The sequence below is a fragment of the Devosia sp. genome, from assembly GCF_017307495.1.
In the GTDB taxonomy this organism is placed as follows: domain Bacteria; phylum Pseudomonadota; class Alphaproteobacteria; order Rhizobiales; family Devosiaceae; genus Devosia_A.
Map to the genome: position 1 here is coordinate 14,359 of NZ_JAFKHE010000015.1, position 23,113 is coordinate 37,471.

At 67.2% G+C, this 23,113-nt stretch carries 23 protein-coding genes; 8 read left to right on the forward strand and 15 right to left on the reverse strand.

The genetic code is table 11. The annotated features are described in order from the left end of the window. Positions 1 to 22: 22 nt before the first annotated feature. Together J0I99_RS06465 and J0I99_RS06470 are read right to left on the reverse strand one after the other, a co-directional pair. Positions 23 to 460 carry a GNAT family N-acetyltransferase gene (locus tag J0I99_RS06465; RefSeq protein WP_291396993.1) on the reverse strand — a complete coding sequence of 146 codons (438 nt, stop codon included), beginning with the start codon at positions 458 to 460 and terminating at the stop codon, positions 23 to 25. A 32-nt stretch (positions 461 to 492) separates the two neighbouring features. Next, entirely contained in the window at positions 493 to 1,611 is a 1,119-nt protein-coding gene (locus tag J0I99_RS06470) for a putative zinc-binding peptidase (RefSeq protein WP_291396672.1), read from the reverse strand. Positions 1,612 to 1,721: 110 nt separating this feature from the next. On the opposite strand from J0I99_RS06470, the gene J0I99_RS06475 reads away from it, so the two are divergent. Continuing rightward, entirely contained in the window at positions 1,722 to 2,765 is a 1,044-nt protein-coding gene (locus J0I99_RS06475; protein WP_291396674.1) for a hypothetical protein, read from the forward strand. Positions 2,766 to 2,773: 8 nt separating this feature from the next. Beyond that, entirely contained in the window at positions 2,774 to 2,965 is a 192-nt protein-coding gene (locus J0I99_RS06480) for a hypothetical protein (protein WP_291396676.1), read from the forward strand. 86 nt (positions 2,966 to 3,051) lie between these two features. Here J0I99_RS06480 and flhA read toward each other — a convergent pair whose 3' ends face one another. The 6 genes from flhA to fliF form a co-directional block, all read right to left on the reverse strand. Next, positions 3,052 to 5,187, reverse strand: a complete 2,136-nt coding sequence (flhA, locus tag J0I99_RS06485; protein ID WP_291396678.1) for a flagellar biosynthesis protein FlhA — start codon at positions 5,185 to 5,187, stop codon at positions 3,052 to 3,054. A gap of 216 nt (positions 5,188 to 5,403) precedes the next feature. Further along, positions 5,404 to 6,774, reverse strand: coding sequence for a sigma-54-dependent Fis family transcriptional regulator (locus J0I99_RS06490; protein ID WP_291396680.1), 1,371 nt, complete (start codon positions 6,772 to 6,774; stop codon positions 5,404 to 5,406). A gap of 165 nt (positions 6,775 to 6,939) precedes the next feature. After that, positions 6,940 to 7,227 (reverse strand): flagellar motor switch protein FliN, encoded by a 288-nt coding sequence (gene fliN, locus J0I99_RS06495; protein ID WP_291393671.1) that lies wholly within the window; start codon positions 7,225 to 7,227, stop codon positions 6,940 to 6,942. 38 nt (positions 7,228 to 7,265) lie between these two features. Continuing rightward, entirely contained in the window at positions 7,266 to 7,913 is a 648-nt protein-coding gene (locus J0I99_RS06500) for a FliH/SctL family protein (RefSeq protein WP_291393667.1), read from the reverse strand. Continuing rightward, positions 7,913 to 8,947, reverse strand: a complete 1,035-nt coding sequence (gene fliG, locus J0I99_RS06505) for a flagellar motor switch protein FliG (RefSeq protein WP_291396994.1) — start codon at positions 8,945 to 8,947, stop codon at positions 7,913 to 7,915. The genes J0I99_RS06500 and fliG overlap by 1 nt, the downstream gene beginning before the upstream one ends. A gap of 53 nt (positions 8,948 to 9,000) precedes the next feature. Next, positions 9,001 to 10,683 carry a flagellar basal-body MS-ring/collar protein FliF gene (gene fliF / locus J0I99_RS06510; RefSeq protein WP_291393665.1) on the reverse strand — a complete coding sequence of 561 codons (1,683 nt, stop codon included), beginning with the start codon at positions 10,681 to 10,683 and terminating at the stop codon, positions 9,001 to 9,003. A gap of 150 nt (positions 10,684 to 10,833) precedes the next feature. Between fliF and J0I99_RS06515 the strand changes: the two genes are divergently transcribed. Next, positions 10,834 to 11,460: a glutathione S-transferase family protein gene (locus J0I99_RS06515; protein WP_291396682.1), complete on the forward strand. Its 627-nt coding sequence runs from the start codon at positions 10,834 to 10,836 to the stop codon at positions 11,458 to 11,460. A gap of 124 nt (positions 11,461 to 11,584) precedes the next feature. Here J0I99_RS06515 and J0I99_RS06520 read toward each other — a convergent pair whose 3' ends face one another. Then, entirely contained in the window at positions 11,585 to 11,863 is a 279-nt protein-coding gene (locus J0I99_RS06520) for a DUF1153 domain-containing protein (protein WP_055046067.1), read from the reverse strand. A gap of 225 nt (positions 11,864 to 12,088) precedes the next feature. Here J0I99_RS06520 and J0I99_RS06525 point away from each other — a divergent pair, with 225 nt between their 5' ends. Further along, positions 12,089 to 12,646 (forward strand): pyridoxamine 5'-phosphate oxidase family protein, encoded by a 558-nt coding sequence (locus J0I99_RS06525; RefSeq protein WP_291396684.1) that lies wholly within the window; start codon positions 12,089 to 12,091, stop codon positions 12,644 to 12,646. Here J0I99_RS06525 and J0I99_RS06530 read toward each other — a convergent pair. Beyond that, positions 12,643 to 13,335: a flagellar hook assembly protein FlgD gene (locus tag J0I99_RS06530; RefSeq protein ID WP_291393659.1), complete on the reverse strand. Its 693-nt coding sequence runs from the start codon at positions 13,333 to 13,335 to the stop codon at positions 12,643 to 12,645. The two genes, J0I99_RS06525 and J0I99_RS06530, sit on opposite strands and share 4 nt — an antisense overlap. Before the next feature lie 9 nt (positions 13,336 to 13,344). Continuing rightward, positions 13,345 to 15,213: a flagellar hook-length control protein FliK gene (locus J0I99_RS06535; protein ID WP_291396685.1), complete on the reverse strand. Its 1,869-nt coding sequence runs from the start codon at positions 15,211 to 15,213 to the stop codon at positions 13,345 to 13,347. 223 nt (positions 15,214 to 15,436) lie between these two features. Here J0I99_RS06535 and mnmA point away from each other — a divergent pair, with 223 nt between their 5' ends. Further along, a complete protein-coding gene (gene mnmA, locus J0I99_RS06540) occupies positions 15,437 to 16,585 on the forward strand; it encodes a tRNA 2-thiouridine(34) synthase MnmA (protein WP_291396687.1) in 1,149 nt (382 codons plus the stop codon). 179 nt (positions 16,586 to 16,764) lie between these two features. Next, positions 16,765 to 16,968 carry a hypothetical protein gene (locus J0I99_RS06545; protein ID WP_291396689.1) on the forward strand — a complete coding sequence of 68 codons (204 nt, stop codon included), beginning with the start codon at positions 16,765 to 16,767 and terminating at the stop codon, positions 16,966 to 16,968. Between the two features lie 63 nt (positions 16,969 to 17,031). On the opposite strand, the gene J0I99_RS06550 is transcribed toward J0I99_RS06545, so the two are convergent. Beyond that, positions 17,032 to 17,226 carry a hypothetical protein gene (locus tag J0I99_RS06550; RefSeq protein ID WP_291396691.1) on the reverse strand — a complete coding sequence of 65 codons (195 nt, stop codon included), beginning with the start codon at positions 17,224 to 17,226 and terminating at the stop codon, positions 17,032 to 17,034. Positions 17,227 to 17,558: 332 nt separating this feature from the next. Here J0I99_RS06550 and J0I99_RS06555 point away from each other — a divergent pair, with 332 nt between their 5' ends. Together J0I99_RS06555 and J0I99_RS06560 are read left to right on the forward strand one after the other, a co-directional pair. Then, a complete protein-coding gene (locus tag J0I99_RS06555; protein ID WP_291396692.1) occupies positions 17,559 to 18,116 on the forward strand; it encodes an RNA polymerase sigma factor in 558 nt (185 codons plus the stop codon). Further along, the gene (locus J0I99_RS06560; RefSeq protein WP_291396693.1) at positions 18,113 to 20,146 is read left to right on the forward strand and encodes a VWA domain-containing protein; all 2,034 of its coding nucleotides are present in this window, start codon (positions 18,113 to 18,115) and stop codon (positions 20,144 to 20,146) included. Before J0I99_RS06555 ends, J0I99_RS06560 begins: the two co-directional genes overlap by 4 nt. Before the next feature lie 18 nt (positions 20,147 to 20,164). On the opposite strand, the gene J0I99_RS06565 is transcribed toward J0I99_RS06560, so the two are convergent. From J0I99_RS06565 to J0I99_RS06575, 3 genes are all read right to left on the reverse strand, one after another. Beyond that, positions 20,165 to 20,761 carry a hypothetical protein gene (locus J0I99_RS06565; protein WP_291396695.1) on the reverse strand — a complete coding sequence of 199 codons (597 nt, stop codon included), beginning with the start codon at positions 20,759 to 20,761 and terminating at the stop codon, positions 20,165 to 20,167. 3 nt (positions 20,762 to 20,764) lie between these two features. Next, on the reverse strand, positions 20,765 to 21,862 hold the full coding sequence (locus J0I99_RS06570; RefSeq protein ID WP_291396697.1) for a hypothetical protein: 1,098 nt from the start codon (positions 21,860 to 21,862) through the stop codon (positions 20,765 to 20,767). A gap of 211 nt (positions 21,863 to 22,073) precedes the next feature. Next, positions 22,074 to 23,024: a ring-cleaving dioxygenase gene (locus tag J0I99_RS06575; protein ID WP_291396699.1), complete on the reverse strand. Its 951-nt coding sequence runs from the start codon at positions 23,022 to 23,024 to the stop codon at positions 22,074 to 22,076. Positions 23,025 to 23,113 lie beyond the last annotated feature (89 nt).

Below are 23,113 nucleotides of genomic sequence, written 5' to 3' on the forward strand. Positions count from 1 at the left end.
ATTGAATGAATCCAGTAACGGCTCAGTAGGTCTTCATCCTGAGGTGCAGGATGCCAGAGCCGTCGTCGAAGGGCTCGCCGTAGGCGACGAAGCCGAGCTTTTCGTAGACGCGGAGCTTGTCGTGCTGGGCGGTGAGATAGAAGCGGGACTGGCCGTTTTCGCGGGCGATGGCCATGGCGCGCTCGAGCAGGCGAGTCGAGACGCCCTTGCCGCGCCAAGATCTTGCGACGGCGACGCGGCCGAGCTTGGCGTGTTCGGGCGCGTCGATGATGCGCAGAGTGCCCACGACGTGGCCCGCCGCGATGGCGACGAGGTGGGTTGCCGTCAGGTCGTCGGCATCGAACTCCTCGCTTTCCGGGATCTGCTGCTCGATGACGAAGACCTCGCGACGCAGCGCAAAGGCGGCGTTGCAGAGGGTCGAGAAGACCGGAACGGTGAGCAGCGTGATGTCGTCGGGCATGAGCGCAGACAATCATACTGCTCCGGCTGCCGCTACTCTGCCTGCGGCACATTGATGGGGATCGGCCCTGCGGGTCCGGCAACCGTCCACTGCGACGCGCCGGCCTCGCGGACGAGGCGGAGGACGAAGCCGAGCTTTTCGATCACGGCGGGCGTGAGCACGAAGGGGTAGGCATCCTGCTGGCCGACGGCGCGGTTGAGGTTGTTGATCAGGGACGCGAGGGGGACCCAGTTCTCGACGAGGTCGTCGATCCGGGCATCCCGGTAGGGGTTGTAGTCGAGTTCCGCCGAGAGCTCGCCGGCCCGATCGAGCTTGGGCTTGAGCCGGATCCCGAAGGCGGCGGCCATTTCGGTCGTGTCCACCAGGTGCAGATAATGCGCGAAGGTCTCTGCGAAATCCTCCCACGGATGGGAGGTGGCATAGGCCGAGATATAGCCCTGCTGCCACTCGGCCGGGGCGCCATCGGCGTAGTGGCGCTGGAGCGCCACCCCATAGTCGGCGGTTTCATCGCCGAACAGGCGCCGGAACTCGGACTGGGCCGGTTTGCCGGAGACGAGGATGCTCCAGTAGTAGTGGCCGATCTCGTGCCGGAAATGGCCGAGCAGGGTGCGATAGGGCTCGTTGAAGCGAGCGCGGCGATACTCGCGCGCGGCATCATCCGCTTCCTTGAGAGCAATGGTGATCACGCCGCTCTCGTGGCCGGTCAGCACCGGGGCGGGCGACAGTTCCTCGTCGGGGAAGCGGAAGCTCAGGCCGTGCACGGGGTCCTCGTTGCGGGTGGCGAGGGGCAGGTGCAGGCGCAGCAGGGAGTAGATCAGCCGCTTCTTGGCGCGCTCGATGGCCTGCCAGCGGGCGAGGTCGGCGGGCAGCTCGATGGCGGGGACAAGCTCGTTGTGCCGGCAGGCGCGGCAATACGGATCGTGGCCGGGTTCGGCGGCGACCAGCCAGTTGCAGGCGCCGTGGGCGGCGTTGGCGCAAAAGACGAAGCTGCGGTGGTCGAGGTGCGGGGCCTGCCAGCTGTGGGGCCCTCCGTCGAGCGCGACCATGCGATTGGGCAGTGGCGCATAGCCGAGCGTGTGCCCGCAGCGCTCGCAGCGGGTGTTCTCGAAATACAGCATGTGACCGCAGTGGTCGCAGCGGAAGAGCTTCATCGCGGTCTCCGGTCGGCGCAGCCGGGAATGCGGCCCGATGCTAGCCGGTTCCGGGCAGAAGCCGAAAATTAAGGCCGAGGCGGCATGGTTTCGGGAAACCGGGAGCATTCATGTCGACACGACTCGCAGGCCTTGGGCGGGTGCAGCGCTGGGCGGTGCTCGGCGTCACCCTGGCGGCGATGCTGGTGCTGCTGTGGGTGGCGATGCAGCCCTCGCCCACGGTGGCCGGCTCTGCGGGAGGCGGCCCGGCCGAGGGCGACCTCGTGAGCTACCAGCGGATCATCGAGCGCATGCGTGGCGGCCAGGGCTACTACACCGCGGCGCATGAGGTGCTGGTGGCCGACGGCTACGGCACGCGCTCGGTATTCAACTGGCGGACGCCGGCCTGGCCGATGCTGCTCGCGGCACTGCCGGCTGGGTGGGGGCAGGGGCTGCTGGGGATGGTGGCGCTGGCGGGACTGGTGCTGAGCTATGCGGTGGTACGGCGGGACGGCGGGATCGTGCCGGCGGTGCTGGTGCTGATCGCGGTGGGCGGGAGCCTTGGCGGGCTGGCATCGCCGTCGAGCGCGGTGTTCTCCGAAGTCGGGGCGGGCACGGTGATGCTGCTCTCGGTTGCGGCCTATGGGATGGGCTGGCGCTGGGCCGGGCTGATCGCCGGATTGGCGGCGCTGTTCCTGCGCGAGCTGGCGGCGCCATACGTGGTGGTGGCGGCGGTGCTGGCGCTGCGGGAGCGGCGCTGGGGCGAGGTGGCGGCCTGGGTCTCGGGCGGGCTGGCCTATGCGAGCTATTTCGGCTGGCACTGGTGGAGCGTGATGCAGCAGCTGGGGCCCATGGACCGGGACTATGCCGAGGGCTGGGTGCAGTTCGGGGGGGTGCGATTCCTGCTCTCGGCGGCGAGCTTCAACGGGCTGTGGAGCCTCGCGCCAGGCTGGCTGGCGGCGCTGGTGCTGCCGCTCGGGCTGCTCGGGTTATGGGCCTGGCGGGGAGGCGTGCTCGCCCTCGCGGCGGTGGTCGCCTATCTCGTGCTCTTCGCGGCGGTCGGGAAGCCGTTCAACTCCTACTGGGGAGCACTGTTCACCCCGCTCTTGATGCTGGGGGCAGGCTGGGGCCTATACGCTCTCAGCGAGTTGTTCGGAAAGGCGAGGTCGTCGTGAGCAAGCGCATGTCGAAGACACTGGCGGCAGAACTCGCCGAACGGACGCTGGCGATTGTCAACCCGTCGAACCGGGCGATTGCGCTCAACGAGGCGCTGAAGCGGCGGGGGTTCGAGCCGGTGCGGATCGCGGCGGCGGAACTACCCAAGGAGAAGGCGGCTCTGGCGCTCTGGCTGATGGGGCGGTTTCCGGGGGAGTAGTCGGGGTAGGGCTCGGTGCGCCTGGCTGCCCCTCACCCCGGCCCTCTCCCCAGAGGGGCGAGGGGGCGCTGTGGGGCTTGCGGTGATCAAATGCTTCCGATGGTCTTCAGCCGCACCCTCGGATGCACTTCGTTCTGGCTCATCACCACGGTCTGCGGGCGGAAGCGTTCGATGATGGCGCGGACGTGGGGGCGGATGCCGGGGCTGGTGATCAGGACCGGGATTTCGCCCTGTTGAGCGGCATTCTCGAAGCCCTGCTGGACGCCGATGATGAACTGCTGCAGGCGCGACGGGGCCATGGCGAGGTGGCGGTCGTTGCCGTCACCGATCATCGCTTCGGCGAAGTCGCGCTCCCACTGCGGCGAGAGCGTGAGGAGCGGCAGGTTGCCGTCCGGGCCGAGGTTGGCGGCGCACAGCTGGCGGGCGAGGCGCGAACGGACATGCTCGGCGATCGACTGGGCGGTACGGCCCGGGCCGGCGATCTCGGCGATGCCCTCGAGGATCGTCGGCAGGTCGCGGATCGAGATGCGCTCGGTGAGCAGCGTCTGCAGCACGCGCTGGATGCCGGAAACCGAGATCTGGCTGGGGACGATGTCCTCGACGAGTTTCTGCTGGTCCTTGGGCAGGCCCGACAGAAGCGACTGGACGTTGGCGTAGCTCAAGAGGTCCGAGACGTTGGCCTTCAGCACCTCGGTGAGGTGGGTGGAGATGACGGTCGAGGGGTCGATGATCGAATAGCCGCGGAGTTCCGCTTCGTCGCGCAGCGCCGGCTCGATCCAGGTGGCGGGGAGGCCGAAGGTCGGCTCGGTGGTGTGGACGCCGGGCAGGTTGATCTCCCGGCCCATGGGATCCATGACCATGAGCTGGTGCGCAAAGATCTGGCCGCGGCCGGCGTCGACCTCCTTGATCTTGACTTTGTAGTCGTTCGGCTCGAGCTGCATGTTGTCGAGGATGCGCACCGGCGGCATGATGAAGCCGAGTTCGGTGGCAAGCTGGCGGCGCAACGCCTTGATCTGCTCGGTCAGCCGGTCGGTGCCGGTGTCGTCTTCCTTGACCAGCGAGAGCAGGCCGTAGCCGAGTTCGAGCTTCAGTTCGTCGATCCTGAGGCTGTCGGTGATCGGCGCTTCCTCGGCGGGTCTATTCTGCTGGGCCTGGGCCATGGCGGTTTCGATGATCGCCTTGTCGGCGGCGTTCGACTTCTTCTTGCCCGACTTGAACGCCAGCCAGCCGACGCCGCCCGCGAGGCTCAGAAACGGGATGATCGGCATGCCGGGCAGCAGGGCGAGTGCACCGATCACGGCGGCGGACATGCCCAGCGCCTTGGGATAGCCGGTGAATTGGGCGACCAGCGCCTTGTCGGCTGAACCGGTGACGCCGGCCTTGGAGACAAGCAGGCCGGCAGCGGTCGAGACGATCAGCGCGGGAATCTGCGAAACAAGGCCGTCGCCGATGGTGAGCAGGGTGTAGTTGTGGCCGGCTTCGGCAAAGCTCAGGCCTTCCTGCAGCATGCCGATGACGAGCCCGGCGATGATGTTGATGAAGGTGATGAGCAGGCCCGCGATGGCGTCGCCGCGCACGAATTTGCTGGCGCCGTCCATGTTGCCGAAGAAGGCGCTTTCGGCCTCCAGCGTCTCGCGGCGCTTCCGGGCGGTCGCTTCATCGATCAGGCCGGCGCTCAGGTCGGCGTCGATGGCCATCTGCTTGCCGGGCATGGCGTCGAGGTTGAACCGCGCCGCGACTTCCGCGATGCGACCCGAACCCTTGGTGATGACGATGAAGTTCACGATGATGAGGATCGCGAACACCACGACGCCGATGACGAAGTTGCCCTTGGTGATGAACTCGCCGAACGCTTCGATGACGTGGCCGGCCGCATCGGTGCCGTTATGGCCCTCGGCGAGGATGAGGCGAGTGGTGGCGAGGTTGAGCGCCAGACGCAGCATGGCCGCGATCAGCAGCACGGTCGGAAAGGAGCTGAACTCGAGCGGCGTCTGGATGAACAGCGCCGTCATCAGGATCAGCACCGAGAAGACGATCGAGATGGCCAGCAGCAGGTCGAGCAGCAATGGCGGCAGCGGCACGATGAGGACGACGATGATCCCCATGATGCCGACGGCAAGGCCGATCTCGGACGAGCCGAGCGACTTCAGCAGCCCCTGCAGCGTGAACGCCGGGAGCTTCAGGCCGGAGGCAGGTCCGCCGGTATTGGAGAGATCAGCCATGGCTCGTCACGAGTCTCGCAGTTGTCGCCTTCTCCCCTTGAGGGAGAAGGTGGCCGAAGGCCGGATGAGGGGAATGTCTCGGAGTCCCCGGTCGCTCGTCGCTTCGCTCCAAGGGCGCAGACTGCGTCCGCGAACCCCTCATCCGACGCTGCGCGCCACCTTCTCCCTCAAGGGGAGAAGGAAGGACCGAGAGGCTGGCGGCGAAATCAGGCTGTGTCACGCCGCGTTGGTCCGCTGTTCGCCCGGGCCGGGCACCGGAATGCCTTCGTCCATGTACTGGTTGAGCTTGTTGCGCAGGGTGCGGATCGAGATGCCGAGGATGTTGGCGGCGTGGGTGCGGTTGCCGAGGACATGGTCGAGCGTATCGAGGATCAGGTCGCGCTCGACGTCGGCGACGGTGCGGCCGACCATGGCGCGCGAGATCGACTCGGCGGCCTGCGCTGCCTGCGTCGCGAGCGAAGCGGTGGCGACGAGTTCGGTGAGGCCGGTGCCGTCGGGCATGGCGATGGCGTCGGGCCCGATGATCTCGCCGCCGGCGAGCAGAACGGCGCGGTGCAGGGTGTTCTCGAGTTCGCGTACGTTGCCGGGCCAGGGCGCCTTGAGGAGGGCAGCGCGCGCCTCGTCGGAGAGCACGCGGCGGCCGAGGCCGTTGGCCTTGGCATACTTGTCGACGAAATGATCGGCGAGGGTCGCGACGTCCGCCGGGCGCTCGCGCAGCGGCGGCAGCTTGAGGTTGACGACGTTGAGGCGGAACAGCAGGTCCTCGCGGAAGCTGCCTTCCTTCACCGCCTCGCCAAGGTTGCGGTTGGAGGTGGCAATGATGCGGATGTCGACCGGCACGGGCTTGGTGCCGCCGATCCGGTCGATCAGCCGTTCCTGGATGGCGCGCAGGAGCTTTGCCTGCAGCCGCACGTCCATTTCGGAAATCTCGTCGAGCAGGAGAGTGCCGCCGGAGGCTTCCTCGAACTTGCCGATGCGGCGGGCGACGGCGCCGGTGAAGGCGCCCTTCTCGTGGCCGAAGAGCTCGCTCTCGAGCAGCGCCTCCGGGATGGCGGCACAGTTGATCGAGATGAAGGGTTTGCTGGCGCGCTTCGAACGGGCGTGGAGGTATTTGGCCATCACCTCCTTGCCGGTGCCGCTCTCGCCGGTGATCAGCACCGAGGCTTCGGACGGGGCGATCTGCTCGGCGAGCTTGACGACGCGCGCCATGGCCGGGTCGCGGTAGAGGAAATCGCTCGACTCGCGGGCGACGGCGGCGATCACGGCGGCGATCAGCTCGGCGTCGGGGGGAAGGGGGATATACTCCTTGGCGCCGGCGCGAATGGCGCTCACGGCGGCCGCGGCGTTGCTCTCGGTGCCGCAGGCGACCACGGGGATGACGAAGCGCTCGGCATCGAGGCCGGCGATGAGGCCGGAAATGTCCATCATCACGTCGACCAGCAGCAGGTCGGCGCCGCGGCCGGCGCGCAGGCTGGCGAGCGCAATTTCAACCGACGGAGCGTGGGCCACCTTGGCGCCGCCGCCCATGGCGAGCTTGGTGGCGGTGGTGAGCTGGCCCTCGAGGGCGCCGACGATCAGTAGCCGCATATTATGCTCCTCGAGTCCTGGTGGTCGTCCCAACCACTGCTGTCATCCCCGCGGAAGCGGGGATCTCTGTTTGCGGTGCCAGCCGCGCGTGCCGAAAACAGAGGTTCCCGCTTTCGCGGGAATGACTCGGTAATGGAAGGGGAACGGCGGCGTGGTTGTTTGGCATCACGTTGCCTTGATGATTTCGGTCATGGTGACACCGAGGCGGTTCTCGACGAGAACGATTTCGCCGCGGGCGACGAGGCGATCGTTGACGTAGATTTCGACGGCCTCGCCAACCTGGCGGTCGAGCTCGACCACCGAGCCGACATCCATCTTGAGCAGGTTGGCGACCGGCACCTTGGTCCGCCCCAGGACCACCGAGATGCGGACGGGAACGTCGAATACTGCCTCGAGGTCGGCGGCCGTCTTCTCGCCGGGCGGCATCTGGCCCTCGCGGCCAGGGGCGGTCATTTCCTCGAACTCGACGCCCGGGTTCATGCCTCCGGTGCTCATTGTTCGGTCTCCTCGTCTGTCCCGCGGCGGATGCCGCGGGCGGCAAAGTAGTCGGCGATCTTCTGGTCGATCTCGGCGCTGAGCTTGCGGATGTCGCGCACCACGCCGCCGTCGGCCCATTCGATGCGGGCATCACCGATGGCGATGTCGGGATCACCGAGGACGACGAGGCGGCCGTTGAAGCCGGAGGTGCTCATGCGGCCGGTGGCGATGTCGCGCACCGCGTCGGCGAGATGGGGCTCGCAGCGGATGACGAGGTGCGGCACGCCATCGAGCGTCGCCATGCACTCGGCGATGAGGCCTTCGATCTCGCCGGTCGGCTGGCGGGCGATGAGGCCGCCCGCGAGCTTGCGCGCGATGGAGAGCGAGAGTTCTACTGACTCGGCAATGATCTGCCTGCGGGCATCGTCCATGCCGGCAGCCATGGCCGCGACGCGGGAACCGAGCGCCTCGGCAGCGGCGACCTGGGCCCGCTGGGCACTGGCGAGGGCGGTCCGCTCGCCCTCGGCCATGCCGGCGGCGATGCCGTCGGCGCGCGCAGCGGCGAGCAACTCGGCCATGGCCGTCTCGGTGACCAGCGAGTTGCGCTCCTGGCGGTGGCCGAGGTCAAGGTCGAAGGTGAATCGGGCGGGTGCGGCGGTCATCAGCCGATCATCTCCTCATCGGCCTTGCCCTTGGTGATGACGATCTCGCCCTTGGCGGCGAGGTCCTTGGCGGTCGCCACCATGCGGCCCTGGGCTTCGTCCACGTCCTTGAGGCGCACCGGTCCCATGGCCTGCATGTCTTCCTTCAGCATCTTGCCGGCGCGGGCGGACATATTGGCGAAGAACACGTCCTTGACCGTCTCGTTGGCGCCCTTGAGGGCGAGCGCCAGCTCCTTCTTGTCCAGCTTCTGGACCAGGGTCTGGATGGCGCCGGGCTCAAGGCGGGCGAGATCCTCGAAGGTGAACATCAGCGCCTTGATGCGCTCGGAACCGTCGCGGTCGCGCTCCTCGAGAGTGGTGAGGAAACGGGCCTCGGTCTGGCGGTCGAAGGCATTGAAGATCTCGGCCATCTGCTCGTGGCTGTCGCGGCGCTTGGTGTGGCTCAGCGTCGACATGAACTCGGTGCGCAGCGTCGTTTCGATCTTTTCGAGGATCTCCTTCTGCACCGGGTCAAGCGCCAGCATGCGCTGCACGACTTCCAGCGCCAGTTCCTCGGGCAGGTTGGCGAGGACCTTAGCGGCGTGGTCGGTGTTCAGCTTGGAGAGGACGACGGCGATGGTCTGCGGGTACTCGTTCTTCAGGTAGCTTGCGAGCACGTCTTCCTGAACGTTGGAGAGCTTCTCCCACATGTTGCGGCCGGCCGGCCCGCGGATTTCCTCCATGATGGAGTCGACGCGATCGGAGGGCAGGAAGCTCAGCAACAGGCGCTCGGTGGTGTCGGTGTTGCCGGCGAGCGAGCCGTTCGACGAGATCGTGGTGACGAACTCGATGAACAGGGTGTCGAGCATGTCCTGGGTGATCGGGCCGAGCTTGACCATGGCGCGCGAGAGCTGGCGGATTTCCATCTCGTCGAGCTCCTCGAGGATCGGCCGGCCGAAATCGGGACCGAGCGCGAGCAGCAGGACCGCGGCCTTCTCGTCACCGCGCAGCGCGCGCTGCATGGCGTTGGCGCCGACGACGAGCTGGGTGCTCATCGCCTGCTGGGCGTCGTTCTGCGCGAGTGCGTTTGCGGGCATGCCTGTCGATCCTATGCCGCGCTACCAAGCCAATCGCGAACGATCAGCGCGGCCTGCTTTGGGTGTTCTTCAACCAAGCTGCCGACGGTGCGCAGCGTGTTGGCCTGGGCCTCGCCCATGGACTTGGCATTCTTCATCCAGGCGGGATCGCCCTTGGGCCGGATCGGCTGGTCGTCGTCGCCGTACTCACCGTTGAGGTTGGGGAGCGTTGAAGGGACGCCGTCTGCACCAAATTGACCAGGGGCGGGCACGCCGGGGGCGGCGCCCAACTCGGCGCTGGCGGGCAAGGCCAGGGTCTTGTTCTCGGGCGCCAGGACGCGCTTGAGCAGCGGGCGGAGGACGAAGAAGACGAGGGCCAGCGCGATCAGTAGGGTGACGGCCATCTCGGCGCCGTTCATCAGGTCGTCGCGGGTGAAATCGAACAGGCCGGGTGAGGCCGTACCCTGAGCGGCGAGGTCCGGGCGATCGGCGAACTGCAGGTTCGCGACCTGGACCTGGTCGCCGCGCGCCTGGTCGTAGCCGATGGCGGATTTCACCAGCGCGGTGATCTGGTCGATCTCGGCCGGCGTGCGCGGGGTGTAGGTGGCGTTGCCGTTGGCGTCGGCGACATAGGTGCCATCCACGACCACGGCGATGGACAGGCGCTTGATGCCGCCGGCCTGGGTCAGCTCGGTCTGGGTGACCTTGGAGATCTCGTAGTTGGTGGTTTCCTCGGTGGTCGTCGAGTCCTCGCTGGTGCTCGAACCCGAGCCGGAGTTGGCCGAGGCGCCGGGCAGTTCGTTGGCCACGCTGACCTGGCCCGAGTCGCCGCCCTTGGCCGAGTTGGCGAGGTCGCGGGTCTGGGTGGAGCGGACGACCTGGCCGTTAGGATCGAAGGTCTCGGAGGTCTTGCTCAGCTGGTTCATGTCCAGCTCGGCGGAAACCTGTACGCGGGCGCGGCCGGCGCCCACGATATTGGCGAGCAGGTCCTCGACCCGGCCGCGCAGCCTGTTCTCGACGCTGAGGGTACGCTCCTCGCCCTCGGAGGCGAGGATGCCGTCGGCGCCGTTGCCGGCGCCCGAGGCGAGCAGGCGCCCGGTGTCGTCGACCACCGAGACGCGCATCGGGGTCAGCCCCTCGACGGCGGAGGCGGCGAGGTGCTGGATGGCGCGGATCTCGCCGGCCGACAGCTCGCCGCGCACCGACAGGACGATCGAGGCCGTCGGGTCCTTCTGCTCGCGGCTGAACAGGGCACGCTCGGGCAGGACGAGGTGGACGCGGGCGCTCTTGATGCGGGCGAGCGAGCCGATCGTGCGGGCCAGCTCACCCTCGAGGGCGCGGACATTGTTGATGTTCTGGACGAAGCTGGTGGCGCCCAGCGTCGACTGCTGGTCGAAGATCTCGTAGCCGACCTGGCCGCGGGTGGGCAGGCCGTCCTGCGCGAGCGACATCCGAATCGAGGTGATCTGGTCGCGCGGCACCAGGATGGTGTCGCCGTCACCGCGCACTTCGTAGGCGATGTTCTGTGCCTGCAGCTCGGTGACGATGGCGGAGGAATCTTCCAGCGACAGGCCGGAATAGAGCGGGGCGAGAGAAGGCGCGGAGGCGCGCATGATGAGGAAGGCGAAAAAGCCCAGCATCAGCACGGCGATGACGGCCATGGCGGCGACGCGCGCCAGACCGAGGCGGTTGATAAACGCTAGTAACCCGTCCACGCGGGATCACCCTTTAGTCTTGGGTGCGCGTCAACGCACCGAGCCCATAGGCAAAAATTACCGAGTGGATGGTAAACAAGGTGTTAACTCGGTGTCGCAAAATGCGAAAATCGGCAGGAACTGCCGGGCGAAGGTTAAGGAGAAGTGACCATGGCGGAACTCAGGATCCTGGGGCGGATCACCTCGATCAACATGCGCAAGGTACTCTGGACGGCCGACCTGATCGGCACCGAGTATGTGACCGAGCTATGGGGGATGCCGCATCGCGATCCCAGATCGCCCGAGTACCTGGCGCTCAACCCCAACGGGCTGGTGCCGGTGATCATCGAGGATGGATTCGTGCTGTGGGAGAGCAACGCGATCATGCGCTACCTCGCCGATACGCGCCGGAGCGGACTATGGCCGGTGGGGGCGCGGGAGCGGGCGCTCGTCGACCAGTGGCTGACCTGGCAGGTGTCGGAACTCAATGCGCAATGGGGCTACGCGGTTTTCGCCCTGCTGCGCAAGAACCCTGCCTATGCCGACGAGGCGCGGATCGCCGAGTCGATCAAGAACTGGACGGCGCGGATGCACATCCTCGAGAACCAGCTGATCAAGGGCGGCGGCCATGTCGCCAACGGCCGGCTCAGCATTGCCGACCTGGCGATCGCGCTGTCATCGCATCGCTGGTACTCGACCCCGTTCGCGCGCGAGGAGTTCCCGGCGATCCGCGACCACTACGAGCGGCTGAAGGCGACGCCGGAGGGGGCGAAGTATCTGAGCGCGGAGACACCATAGGGGGTAGCCTCATCTCCTCCAGGAGGGGGTGGCCACAAGCACAGGTGTCTGCTCGGTCAGCCGAATAGACTAAAGCCCGCCAAGCATTTGCCGGGCGGGCTTGAACTTATCGTGGAACTTCAGCTCAGCCTTCGCGGTAGTGCTGGATCCAGGTCGTGCGCAGGCCGGCAAGGCCATGCTTGTCGATGGCAGCCTGCCAGTTGAGGAATTCATCGACGGAGAGGGTATAGCGCTGGCAAGCCTCCTCAAGGCTCAGCAGGCCGCCGCGCACGGCGGCAACGACCTCGGCCTTGCGGCGGATAACCCAGCGGCGGGTGTCCTTGGGGGGAAGGTCCGCAATCGTCAACGGACTTCCGTCCGGACCGATCACGTACTTTACGCGGGGACGCATTTGGACGGTCATTGTACTCACTTACTCAACCTGACCACGCCGCAGACGCTACCGGATCGCGCTTAAAATTCGGCTAAGGCATTACTTACAATGCGTTAAGAGCCGGAGCAGACTGGGAGGGCACTCCTTAACAAGCGCGAGGTAGGTGCGGGCGATTCCGCGCTCAAGACTTGGTCGCAAGTTGCATCGAATGTGAAATGTGTCGGCGTCGCCGGCTCTAGCTGAAAGGGGCTCCGGATGGCCAAGGACTTCCCCGCGCTCAATGCGCATCACCGCGATTTCATCGGCAAGCAGCACGTCTTCTTCACCGCGACGGCGGCCACGGGCACGCGCATCAACATCTCGCCGCGCTCGACCGACCTGTTCCGGGTCATGGGCGACAACTCCGCCTGCTATCTCGACCGTACCGGGAGCGGCAACGAAACGGCGGCGCACCTCAAGGCGGACGGACGGATGACCATCATGTTCTGCGGCGTCGATGGTCCGCCGCTGATCCTGAGGCTTTATGGGCGCGGCCGGATCATCGCGCGGGGGAGCGCTGATTACGCGCGTCTGCTGGTGGCGGAGTTCGCCAATACCGAACCGCTGGGCGCGCGCCAGATCACCTGGCTTGACTTCGACCTGGTCAAGACCTCGTGCGGCTACGGCGTGCCGCTGATGGACTATGTCGGGGAGCGCGACACGATGGACCGCTGGGCCGAAGCCAAGGGACCGGACGGCATCGAGGCCTACTGGCGCGACAAGAACATGGTCAGCATGGACGGGCTGCCGACCGGGTTCGGGGATCAGGACTAGACGGAGCTGCCGCTGCCGGCCTGGCCGTCGGCCGCCGTCCTGGCGCGTACCGAGAGGATGGAGGAGAGGTTGACGCGGCCGCCGCCGACGATGAGGACCGGCTCGGAACCGGTGAAATCGACGCCGGTGACTTCGCCGGTCATCTCGGTGGCTACGTCGACCAGCTTGCCGGTGGCGCTGTCGCGGGCCTCGATGGACACGGTGTAGCTGCCTTCGGGCTTCTGCTTGCCGTCGTTGCCGATACCGTCCCAGGTGAAGACGCTCTCGCCTGAATTCACCGTGCCGGACTTGGTATAGACGGTATTGCCCTTTGCATCGCGGACCGTGGCGGTGATGTCGGACTTGCTGCCGACTGCGAAGTGCCAGGTGGCGCTGCCGTCGACCAGCTCGGCCTTGGTGCCCGAGGCGGTCACGACCTTGCCGACGTAGCTGACCGCCTGGGAGTTGTTGGCGGTCTGGGTCGAGGTCATCATGGCCTCGAGGAACTGGTTGGTCTTGAGCTGCTGCTCGACGCCGGTGAACTGCACCAGCTGCTGGGTGAACTGGTTGGTGTCCAGCGGATCGAGCGGGTTCTGGTTCCTGAGCTGCGTGGTGAGCAGTTGCAGGAACGTATCGAAGTTCTGCGCGATGGTCTGGCGGCTGGTTGCCGTCGAACTGCTGGAACTGGCGCCGATGCCGGAAACGGCCATGCTGGCCTCCTACACGAACAGGTTGACGCCGCCGGCCGAAGCCGTGCCGCGATAAAGGGTGGTCGCCGTGTCGATGGACTCCTCCGATGGGAGGAGGCCGTCACCACTGCCGGGAGACGCCGGTTGCTGGCCGCGCCCGTCGCCCATGCCGCCCTGGGCGGCGAAGGGGTTCTGGCGCAGCGAGAATTCGAGATTGGTCCTCGAGGCGTCGAGGCCGGCCTGCTGCAGGGCCTGCTGCAGGGCGCGCTGGTCGCGCTGCATCAGGTCGAGTGTTTCGGCGCGCTCGACGGTCATGCGGGCGTTGACGGTGCCGGACTTGTCGACATCGAGCTTGACGTCGATGCGGCCCAGCTCGGGCGGATCGAGCCGGATCTGGAAGCGGGAATTGCCGGCCTCGAACTGGCGCACGACCTCGAAGGCGACCTGCGGCAGGTTCACCTGCTGCACGGGCGTCTGGTACGCGGCGTGGATGGTGCGGGCGACGGGCGCGGCGGGGGGCTGGCTGCTGTTGGCCGTAGCCGTGGCGGCGACGGCCGTATTGTCCGCGGTGGCGGATGCGTTGGCCTGCGGGGCGGGTGCCGGATCGGGGCCGGTGGTCGACCTCGCTTCGGCGGCGACCGGAGTCGTCGCGGCCGGCTTCTTCACTTCAGCGAGGACGGGATCAAGCGTGTCGGCGTCGCTTGCCCGCCGTTCGTTGTCGACTGGTTGCGCCGGCGTTGAGGCGGCCTTGTCCCTTGCTGCCACCGCTTCGGGCAGTTCCAGCGCAGGGGCGGCGAAAGGCTGGGTTTCAGCCGACCTGGCGACGGCCGGCCTGGCCGCGGCAAGCGCCTCGACAATGCGCTCGATGTCGGGGGCGCCGCTGGTGGGTGCGGGGGCGACCGCAGCCGTGGTCGTGGCGGCGGCTTCGAGGCGGGACGCAAAGGCTTCCAGTTTTCTTGCCAGCTCCGGGGTTACCGGCTCGGCCTTGTCGACCAGCTTTTCGAGCGCCTGGGCCAGCCGTGCGAGTTCCGGGCGCGGGGCAGGGGCTTGCGCAGCCGGCTCGGTGTCCTCTGCTATGGCCGACGCGGTCGTGTCCGAGGCGGCGGCGGCCTTGGCCGGAGTCGCAGGGGCGAGTGTGGCCACGAGGTCGGTCACCGCTCCGACGATGTCTTCCGGCACGTCGGCGTCAGGGAGCGCGGCAACGATCGCATCGAGATCGGGGGGCGCAACGGCGGGCATGTCGGCGGCCACCGGGGCAAAGCTGGCCGTTCCGGCTGCGGGCTGCTGCGGGACCGATGCCGGAGCGGGGGCGGGAGGTGTGGCGCGGTCGTCCTGGGGCGCGGCGGGCGGAGCGATGGCTGCACCAGCGGCAAGTTGAGCCGCGTCCTCGATGGCGGGCAGGATGCCCTTGCCGCTGGCGAGGGCGGAAATCCGGGGATCGATCGCGGGCTGCGGCGCCGGCTGGGCGATGCCGAACCAGGCGGCGGCGGCATCGAGGGCCTCGCTCAGCTTCCTTTCGAGCGCCGGATCGACGGGTTTACCCGCCTCCAGCGCGTCGTTGAGCGCGATGAGGGCGTCGCCGAGGTCCTTGAGCAGGGACTTGCCCTTTGGCGTCTGCGCCGCGGCGGGGGCGATCGATGCGGTCGCAGCGTCGGGGCCTGCCGCCTGAGCCGTCTCGGCCGGCACCGCGAGTTCGCGGGCAGCAGCGATCGGCTGGATCGCCGAGGGCGTGCCGGGGGGGGTGGCAGAACCGGCCCCGGGTACCTGCTGGCCGATCAGCGCCAGCAGGGCGGCAAACAGGTCACCCTCCGTGCCGCCCCGGGCCTGCGGCGCAACCGAACCCGTACCGGTCACAAGACCGGGATTGGCTGCTGGGACAAATCCGACCGATACCGTCACGTAGGCCTCGCGAGACACAATACTCCGGGGAATGCGATGCAAGCCGCGTGCCGGACACGAATGCCATGAATTTCAGTGAGTTAGGCTGACATTGCGCCGGCCGCTCGCAGGCAGAAAGGGACCCGGCGGCAAGAATTGCCGAGCAGGAGCGCTTGCGGCGCCCCAACGACGCGCCTATACCGCCGCGCATCCGCAGGACCTTGACCCCTTCTGGATGAGAGAGATGTTGAATTCGCTTGATCTGCCCAAGCGGCCCCAGGACACGCGCGTCGTGGTCGCGATGTCGGGGGGCGTGGACAGTTCCGTCGTTGCCGGCCTGCTTGCCCGCGAGGGCTACGATGTCGTCGGCGTTACCCTGCAGCTTTACGATCACGGCGAGGCGACGCACCGGAAGGGCGCCTGCTGCGCCGGGCAGGACATCCACGACGCGCGGCGCGTGGCGCAGGCGCTCGGGATTCCGCACTACGTGCTCGACTACGAAGAGCGCTTCAAGAACTCGGTGATGAAGCCGTTCGCCAATGCCTACCGGCAGGGCGAGACGCCGGTGCCGTGCATCGCCTGCAACCAGAGCGTCAAGTTCGTCGACCTGATGGACGTCGCCAGGGACCTCGGCGCCGACGTGCTGGCAACGGGGCACTATGTGCAGTCGAAGCTCGTGGACGGGCGGCGCCGGCTGTTCCGGCCCGTCGATGACAGCCGCGACCAGAGCTATTTCCTGTTCGCGACGACGCAGGAGCAACTCGATTTCCTGCGCTTTCCGCTCGGCGGCATGACCAAGCCGGCAGTGCGCGAGCTGGCGCGCGAGTTCGGGCTCGAAGTGGCGGAAAAGCACGACAGCCAGGACATCTGCTTCGTGCCGCAGGGCAAGTACACCGACGTGATCCGCAAGATGCACCCGGAGGCGCTGGAGGGCGGCGAGATCGTGCATCTCGACGGGCGCGTGCTCGGCCGGCACGAGGGGATCATCAACTACACGATCGGCCAGCGGAAGGGCCTCGGCGTCGCCGCAGGCGAGCCGCTCTACGTCGTCAAGCTCGACCACAAGACAGGCCGGGTGATCGTCGGGCCGCGCGAGGCGCTGATGACGAGGACGGTGCGGCTGCGCGACGTGAACTGGCTGGGCGAGCGCGCACTGGCGTCGCTTGCGGCCGGCAACGGCATGCCGATCGAGGTGAAGGTGCGCTCGACACGACCGCCGCAGGCCGGGGCCGTGCACATGGACGGCGGCGAAGTGTTCGTCACGCTGTTCGCGGGCGAGTACGGCATTTCGCCGGGGCAGGCCTGCGTGTTCTACGCCGACGACAGCGAGACGACCGAGGTGCTGGGCGGCGGTTTCATTGCCGAGGCGGTGCCTCAGGCGCTGGTGGCGTAAGGTTCTGACGAGGTACCACTTTTCTCTGGCCACGAACGGAGGATGCGATGTTGGGGGGAGTGGCGCGCTGGTGGGTTGTCGTTGTTGCGCTTCTGGCATGTGCCGTGCCGCCGCCCGCATCCGCGCAGGAGGGCCCGGCCGATCAATGTGCCCAAGTGGGCGACATTGCCGAGTTGATCATGCGTGAGCGCCAGCACGGAGCGACCATGGATGACCTCATCCAGATCGAACGGCAGTATCCCGCCGATCAGCGCGGTGCGGTCGAGGTCGCCATCATAGCCTCGTTCCAGTTCCCGCAGCACGACAGCGAGGAGGAGCGGGAGGCTGCCGCCAAGGACTTTCGCGCCTGGATGCAGAGCCATTTCTGCCAGTCGGCTCAATAGCTACGGTCGGTGTTGCGGGCCCCAGCCGACGGCTCCGGTCACGCTGCCACGGGCGGTCCTAGGCTAGGGAGTGGTGGTCGACGGGGCCTCGACGGACTTGGCGCCCTGGGCGGCTTCCTTGAGCTGCTGGTAGTTGCCGAGGCCGCCGAGCAGAGCCGAGGCGACGTAGATCAGGATCAGCACGCCAAGGACGAGCAGCACCACGCGGCTCGAGTTTAGCTTCCACGGGCTCTGCGGCTTGTTGGGGTCGTCGGTCATGCGTGTGGCGTACGCCGGCGATGGGGCGGATGCAAGGCGACATAGCGCGCGTCGCCCGACCCCCTCCGAGCTGCGCTAGGCAGCAAGCTGCCAAGCTTCGCTTGCCTCCCCCATCAAGGGGGAGGTGGGCATCGAGTTTGTGGCTGGATTTCGCCGGAGTCACCGGCTGGCACCTCCCCCTTGATGGGGAGGCTGGGAGGGGGTGGGGCGTGCTACTCGATGACTCGGCCACGTTCCGCAGAAAAATCTCGCGGCCCACCCCAAGGATCAGTTGGCGTTCATCGTCTCATCGATAGTGTGCCGGCCGAAAGCTCCAACAGGTGCTGAGTTCCTTGACGCCTGAACTGATCGATAGCGGGGTGCTGGCGGCGCCGGTTGCCGACGAGACGCTGATCGCGCGTGCGATCGGAGGTGATCGTCGCGCCTTTGCCGAGCTCATTGAGCGGCACTACGACTTCATCTTCCGTACGGCGTGCAAATGGTGCGGCAAGGTATCGGACGCCGAAGATGTCGCGCAGGAGGTGTGCGTCAAGCTCGCCTCGGTGTTGAAATCGTTCGACGGGCGCTCGGCCTTCACCAGCTGGCTCTATCGCGTGACGCTGAACGCGGTGCGCGACATGCAGCGGGCGCGGAGCCGACGGGGTCGCAATGCCGACCGCTATGCGGAAGTGGCGCCCGACGAGTACCTGCCCGACCAAGAGGATTCGGCGGCGGCCAAGGAGCTATGGCAGGCGGTGCGGCGCCTGCCCGAGCAGCAGCGCGATGCGGTGCTGCTGATCTACGCGGAGGGGATGAGCCACGCCGAAGCTGGCGGGATCATGGGCTGCAAGGAAGCAACCGTCTCGTGGCATGTCCACGAGGCCAAGAAGACCCTGAGGGGGCTCCTATGAGCAACCATTCCGACGAGGACAGGCTCAACCTGTTGAAGACCTCCGGCTCGCCCAAGCCGAGCGAGGCGGCGCGCCGCCGGGCGCTGGAGGCCGCGATGCTGGCGTTCGACGCCGAGCAGGAAAAGGTGGTGCGTGCGCCCCAAGGAAACCCGATCATCGACCGTCTCAGGTCCATCTTCGCCTCTCAGAAAGGGAAATGGATCATGGACAACCGTCTCGCCTACGGGCTTGGCACCGCCGCCCTCGCCTTGTTCCTGCTGCCGCTCGGCTACCAGCTCTACACCTCGACGGCGATCACGCCGATCAAGTTGCCGGGGGTGATCCCGACGACTGTGGCGACGCCGGAGCCGGAACTGACGGCACCGGCGGACAAGACGGATAGCGGCGGCGCCGCATCGATGGATGCACCCGTGGTGGTCGAGAACTTCGCCAACGGAATTGCGTCCATGCGGGCTGCCAAGCCGGCGGGCGAGGCTGGCCAGCTGCGCGACGAGGAAGCCGCGGTCGGCCTTGCGGCCCCCGAAGCCGCTCCGCCGATGCAGTCGCTTGCCGCGATCCCGGCGCCGGCCGACGCGATGATGGCGCAGCCGACCGAGCCGAGCGGGGACCAGTTCAGCACGTTCACGGAGTCGCCGGTCAAGATCGTCAAGAACGAGCCGGTCTCGACCTTCTCGATCGATGTCGACACAGCCTCCTACGCTTATGTGCGGAAGACCCTGACCGAGGGCTGGGTGCCCGAGCCCGATGCGGTGCGCATCGAGGAGCTGGTCAACTATTTCGACTACGACTACCCGGCCCCAACCGACGCCAGCACGCCGTTCAAGCCGAACGTGTCGGTCTATCCGACGCCGTGGAACGCCAGGACGCAGATCGTCCAGATCGGCATCAAGGGCTATGTGCCGGCCGCGACCGAGAAGAAGCCATCCAACCTCGTGTTCCTCATCGACACGTCGGGGTCGATGGACGAGCCGGACAAGCTGCCGCTGCTGAAGCGGGCATTTGCGCTGCTGGTCGACCGGATGGGGGCCGAGGACACGATCTCGATCGTCGCCTATGCCGGCTCGGCCGGCGTGGTGCTGGAGCCGACCAAGGGGACGGACAAGGCCAGAATCCTCAGCGCGCTCGACAATCTCAGCGCGGGCGGTTCGACCGCGGGTGCCGAGGGGATCGAACTCGCCTACCGGCTGGCCGAGCAGAACAAGGTGAAGGACGGGGTCAACCGGGTGATCCTTGCGACCGATGGCGACTTCAACGTCGGGATCGACGATCCGGAAGCGCTGAAGACCTTCATCAAGGGCAAGCGCGACGGCGGGGTGTTCCTGTCGGTGCTGGGCTTCGGGCAGGGGAACCTGGGCGACGACACGATGCAGGCGCTGGCCCAGAACGGCAACGGCAACGCCAGCTACATCGACAGCTTCAAGGAAGCGCAGAAGGTATTGGTGGCGGATGCCGGCGGCACGCTCGAGACCATCGCCAAGGACGTGAAGATCCAGGTCGAGTTCAACCCGGCGGTGGTGAGCGAATACCGGCTGATCGGCTACGAGACGCGGGCGCTGAACCGCGAGGATTTCAACAACGACAAGGTCGATGCGGGCGAGATCGGGGCGGGAACGACTGTTACCGCGCTCTACGAGATCACGCCAGTCGGCTCGGGCGCGGCGCTGAACGATGCGTTGCGCTACGAGCAGGGCGGCACGGCAGCCGCGACGCCGGTGGCGGCCAACGAGATCGGGTACCTCAAGCTGCGCTACAAGCTGCCGGACGGGGACACGTCGAGGCTGGTCGAAGAGCCGATCAGCGCGGACCTGGCGGTCGGTGACGTGGCGCAGGCTTCGGCGGACTCGCGGTTCGCGGCGGCGGTGGCAGCGTTCGGGCAGAAGCTCAGGGGCTCGAACTACGGCGACATGAGCTGGGACGCGATCCGGGCGCTGGCGCAAGGGGCGCGGGGCCCGGACCAGAACGGCTATCGCGCCGAGTTCGTGCAACTGATCGATCTGGCCAGGACGCTGGTGCCGGATAGCCGGGGGTAGGCCTGGGGCTGTCCCCGGTCAGTCAGCGGGTCCGAGCCAGATGGACCCGACCAACAGGGAGTGGAGCCGGGAATCCTTGCCCGTCGGCTCCACATGGGGCAGGCGTTGCATGCGCAGCGCGATGTCGAGCCTGCCGGAGGCTGCAGCCCGGGCTGACGCCCGGATCAGGAACTCCACCTGGTGCGGATCCTTGTCGTCAAAGGTGACAATCCCGACCGGTTGCCCGTTGGCGAACACGGTCAACTGCTGACGGAAGGACGGGGTCACCCTGGCACTCGCGTCGAGCCTGAGCACAAGGTCGCCAGGCGCGCCATCGTCCAGCGTGAAGCGCAGCCGGCCCTCGATCCCGCGCAGCCAGGTCCCCTCGGGTATGGAGTTCTCGAAGCCGCAGACGAGGATGTCGTCGAAGGCCCTGCGGGGCTTGCCGGATTGCGGCTCGACGGTCGTGCCCAGCGCGTAGGTGCCCGGCACTTCGCGCGGCAGGCAGCCGGTGGTGCGGTCGATGTAGTAGGCGCGATACTCGGGGCCGACGTCGGTCGTCGCCGCGAAGGCGCCGAGCGCGAGTTCGGCAAGTCCCAGGGCCACGATCCCGGCGAAGGCCAGCTTTCCTCGCATCGGTCACACCATCGTAAAGTCGCGACCGCTGATCCAGCCGGCGACGACAAGCAGGCCGAGCGCCAGTCCGATCGGGTAGGCGGACCAGGACAGCCAGCGCCGCCGGGCGATCAGTTCAGCCGACACCAGGCCGAGCGGGGCCAGACCAGCGGCGAAGCGGACGCTCGAGAACAGGCCGGCACTGAACGACAGCACGAGCGCGATGAAGCAGAACAGGGCCGCCGCGTAGTGGCCGCGCAGGGCGACCAGCGTGGTCAGCACCACCGCGACCAAGCCGCCGACGGCATAGGTCGAGAAGGGGTCCCAGTGGGCCTTGAATGGCCATCCGCTATGCAGGGCGATGCCGAACTGGATGAACGGATTGTCGAGCGCGCGGCCCCAGGCCACCTGAACATGGGCGAAGGCAAGTCCATCGCCCATCCACAGGCGCAGGTAGACCATGTAGCCCAGCAGGCCGAGCGGCACGAGCGCCAAACCGAGCAGCAGGCGGTTGTCGGACAGGAAGCTGCGCGGCAGGTCGCGCCAGGCCCCGCCCGCCCGGCGATAGTCGATGATGGCCTGAAGCACGATGGCGGCGCCGATCAGGACACCGGTGACCCGTGTAGCCGACAGCAGGGCTGCCCAGGCGCCGGCGCGAAGGTAGTCGCCGCGCTGCAACTGAACCAGCACCAGGATGGTGAGCAGGATGAACAGGCTCTCCGAATAGGGCATCGAGAAGAGCAGCGAGAACGGCCCGAGCAGGGCGCCGAAGGCGAACAGCCAGTAGGCCCGGGTCTGGCTGCCGAAAAGTGGCCGGGCGCAGCCGGCGGCGAGGATGCCAAGCACCTGCGAAACCAGCACTCCGGCCGCCGTCCACGGGAGCATGGTGAGCATGGCGACGGCTTTGACCAGCAAGGGATAGAGCGGGAAGAAGGCCCAGTTGGCCTCGCCGTTGCGGTTGGTCGGCAGGCCGACCTCGTAGCCCTGCGCGACCTTGCCAAACCACCGGCAGTCCCAGAGGCAGATGCGGTCGGCAAAGGCGAGGGGCGACAGGTCGCCCGTCATGTAGACGAAGACGGCGAACTTGAGCAGCAGGCTGCAGGCGGCAAACAGGGCAAGCACGGCCCATAGCCGCACGTCCGCCGAATGCGACCGGCGAAAGGATCGATCTGACGCAAGAAGTCCGTCGGCGCTGGTCAGTTCCGCCCCCCGAAGCAAGCTTCACCGACCAGTGCAATAGCCGGGCGAGCTTAACATTTCGAGTATTCGGGGGACGGGAAGCGGGCGAAGTCCGGTCGCCGCGATCAGGTCGATCGCGGCGCGGCCGGCAAGGTCATAGCGGTTCCAGGCCCGCCTCGATCTCGGTGCGGCGACCTTCGAGGAAGGGCGGGAGCGCCAGCCGCTCGCCGAGGGTCTCGAGCGGCTCGTCGGCGGTGAAGCCGGGGCCATCGGTTGCGATCTCGAACAGTACGCCGTTGGGCTCGCGGAAATAGAGCGACTTGAAGTAGAAGCGCTCGACTTCGCCGGAGGTGCGGACGCCGTGGTTGGCGGTGCGCCTCACCCACTCGTCGAATTCGTCCTTGTCCGGCGTGCGGAAGGCGACATGGTGCACGCCGCCAGCGCCCTGCCGGGCCTGGGGCAGATCGGGGTTCACCTCGACGTGGAGTTCGGCGGCGGCGCCACCCGGGCCCATCTCGAAGACATGGATCTCGCCGTTCTTCTCGCGGGCCGGATAGGAGCGGACCTCGCGCATGTTCATGATGCCGGTGAGGATCGGTGCGGTGCGGCGCAGATCGGGGACGGCCAGCGTGATCGGGCCGAGGCCCAGGATCTGGTGCTCGGCGGGGATGGGGCTCCTGTCCCACGGATGGCTCTCACCAGCCTTGGGGTCGGCGACGAGGCGGAAACGCTGGCCCTCGAAATCCTCGAACTCGAGCGACAGGTGACCGGCGCGTTCCTTGATGTTTCCGGAGGCGATGTCCTGCTCGGCGAGATGCTCCTTCCACCAGCTCAGGTCGGCTTCCGAGCGGACGCGCAGGCCGGTGCGCGAGACCTCGTGATTGCCGCGCCGGGCGGGGGCGGCCGGCCAATCGAAGAAGGTGAGATCGGCACCCGGAGAGGCGACGGCATCGCCGTAGAACAGATGATAGGCACTCACATCGTCCTGGTTCACCGTCTTCTTGATCAGCCTGAGGCCGAGGACGCGGGTGTAGAAATCGACGTTGCGCTTCGCCTGCGCGGTGATCGCGGTGAGGTGGTGGATGCCTGCGAGTTCGAGGGCCATGACGTCGCTCCGCTTGTTTGTGTCGCCAACACATAGGTGGGATTGGCGCGCACGAACAGCAGGGCGGCACCGACGCATCGTTCGCAATG

What these genes read in the sequence shown, in the direction of transcription:
- fliN (WP_291393671.1), bottom strand. Translation starts at nt 7,227, where the DNA reads ATGACCGCCCCTGGCCGCGAGGGCCAGATGCCGCCCGGCGAGAAGACG.
- J0I99_RS06480 (WP_291396676.1), top strand. Translation starts at nt 2,774, where the DNA reads ATGTCGAAGACACTGGCGGCAGAACTCGCCGAACGGACGCTGGCGATT.
- J0I99_RS06575 (WP_291396699.1), bottom strand. Translation starts at nt 23,024, where the DNA reads ATGGCCCTCGAACTCGCAGGCATCCACCACCTCACCGCGATCACCGCG.
- J0I99_RS06550 (WP_291396691.1), bottom strand. Translation starts at nt 17,226, where the DNA reads ATGACCGACGACCCCAACAAGCCGCAGAGCCCGTGGAAGCTAAACTCG.
- J0I99_RS06490 (WP_291396680.1), bottom strand. Translation starts at nt 6,774, where the DNA reads ATGCGGCTACTGATCGTCGGCGCCCTCGAGGGCCAGCTCACCACCGCC.
- J0I99_RS06520 (WP_055046067.1), bottom strand. Translation starts at nt 11,863, where the DNA reads ATGACCGTCCAAATGCGTCCCCGCGTAAAGTACGTGATCGGTCCGGAC.
- J0I99_RS06525 (WP_291396684.1), top strand. Translation starts at nt 12,089, where the DNA reads ATGGCCAAGGACTTCCCCGCGCTCAATGCGCATCACCGCGATTTCATC.
- J0I99_RS06565 (WP_291396695.1), bottom strand. Translation starts at nt 20,761, where the DNA reads ATGCGAGGAAAGCTGGCCTTCGCCGGGATCGTGGCCCTGGGACTTGCC.
- J0I99_RS06515 (WP_291396682.1), top strand. Translation starts at nt 10,834, where the DNA reads ATGGCGGAACTCAGGATCCTGGGGCGGATCACCTCGATCAACATGCGC.
- J0I99_RS06530 (WP_291393659.1), bottom strand. Translation starts at nt 13,335, where the DNA reads ATGGCCGTTTCCGGCATCGGCGCCAGTTCCAGCAGTTCGACGGCAACC.
- J0I99_RS06470 (WP_291396672.1), bottom strand. Translation starts at nt 1,611, where the DNA reads ATGAAGCTCTTCCGCTGCGACCACTGCGGTCACATGCTGTATTTCGAG.
- J0I99_RS06465 (WP_291396993.1), bottom strand. Translation starts at nt 460, where the DNA reads ATGCCCGACGACATCACGCTGCTCACCGTTCCGGTCTTCTCGACCCTC.
- J0I99_RS06545 (WP_291396689.1), top strand. Translation starts at nt 16,765, where the DNA reads ATGCGTGAGCGCCAGCACGGAGCGACCATGGATGACCTCATCCAGATC.
- J0I99_RS06475 (WP_291396674.1), top strand. Translation starts at nt 1,722, where the DNA reads ATGTCGACACGACTCGCAGGCCTTGGGCGGGTGCAGCGCTGGGCGGTG.
- flhA (WP_291396678.1), bottom strand. Translation starts at nt 5,187, where the DNA reads ATGGCTGATCTCTCCAATACCGGCGGACCTGCCTCCGGCCTGAAGCTC.
- mnmA (WP_291396687.1), top strand. Translation starts at nt 15,437, where the DNA reads ATGTTGAATTCGCTTGATCTGCCCAAGCGGCCCCAGGACACGCGCGTC.
- fliG (WP_291396994.1), bottom strand. Translation starts at nt 8,947, where the DNA reads ATGAGCACCCAGCTCGTCGTCGGCGCCAACGCCATGCAGCGCGCGCTG.
- J0I99_RS06500 (WP_291393667.1), bottom strand. Translation starts at nt 7,913, where the DNA reads ATGACCGCCGCACCCGCCCGATTCACCTTCGACCTTGACCTCGGCCAC.
- J0I99_RS06560 (WP_291396693.1), top strand. Translation starts at nt 18,113, where the DNA reads ATGAGCAACCATTCCGACGAGGACAGGCTCAACCTGTTGAAGACCTCC.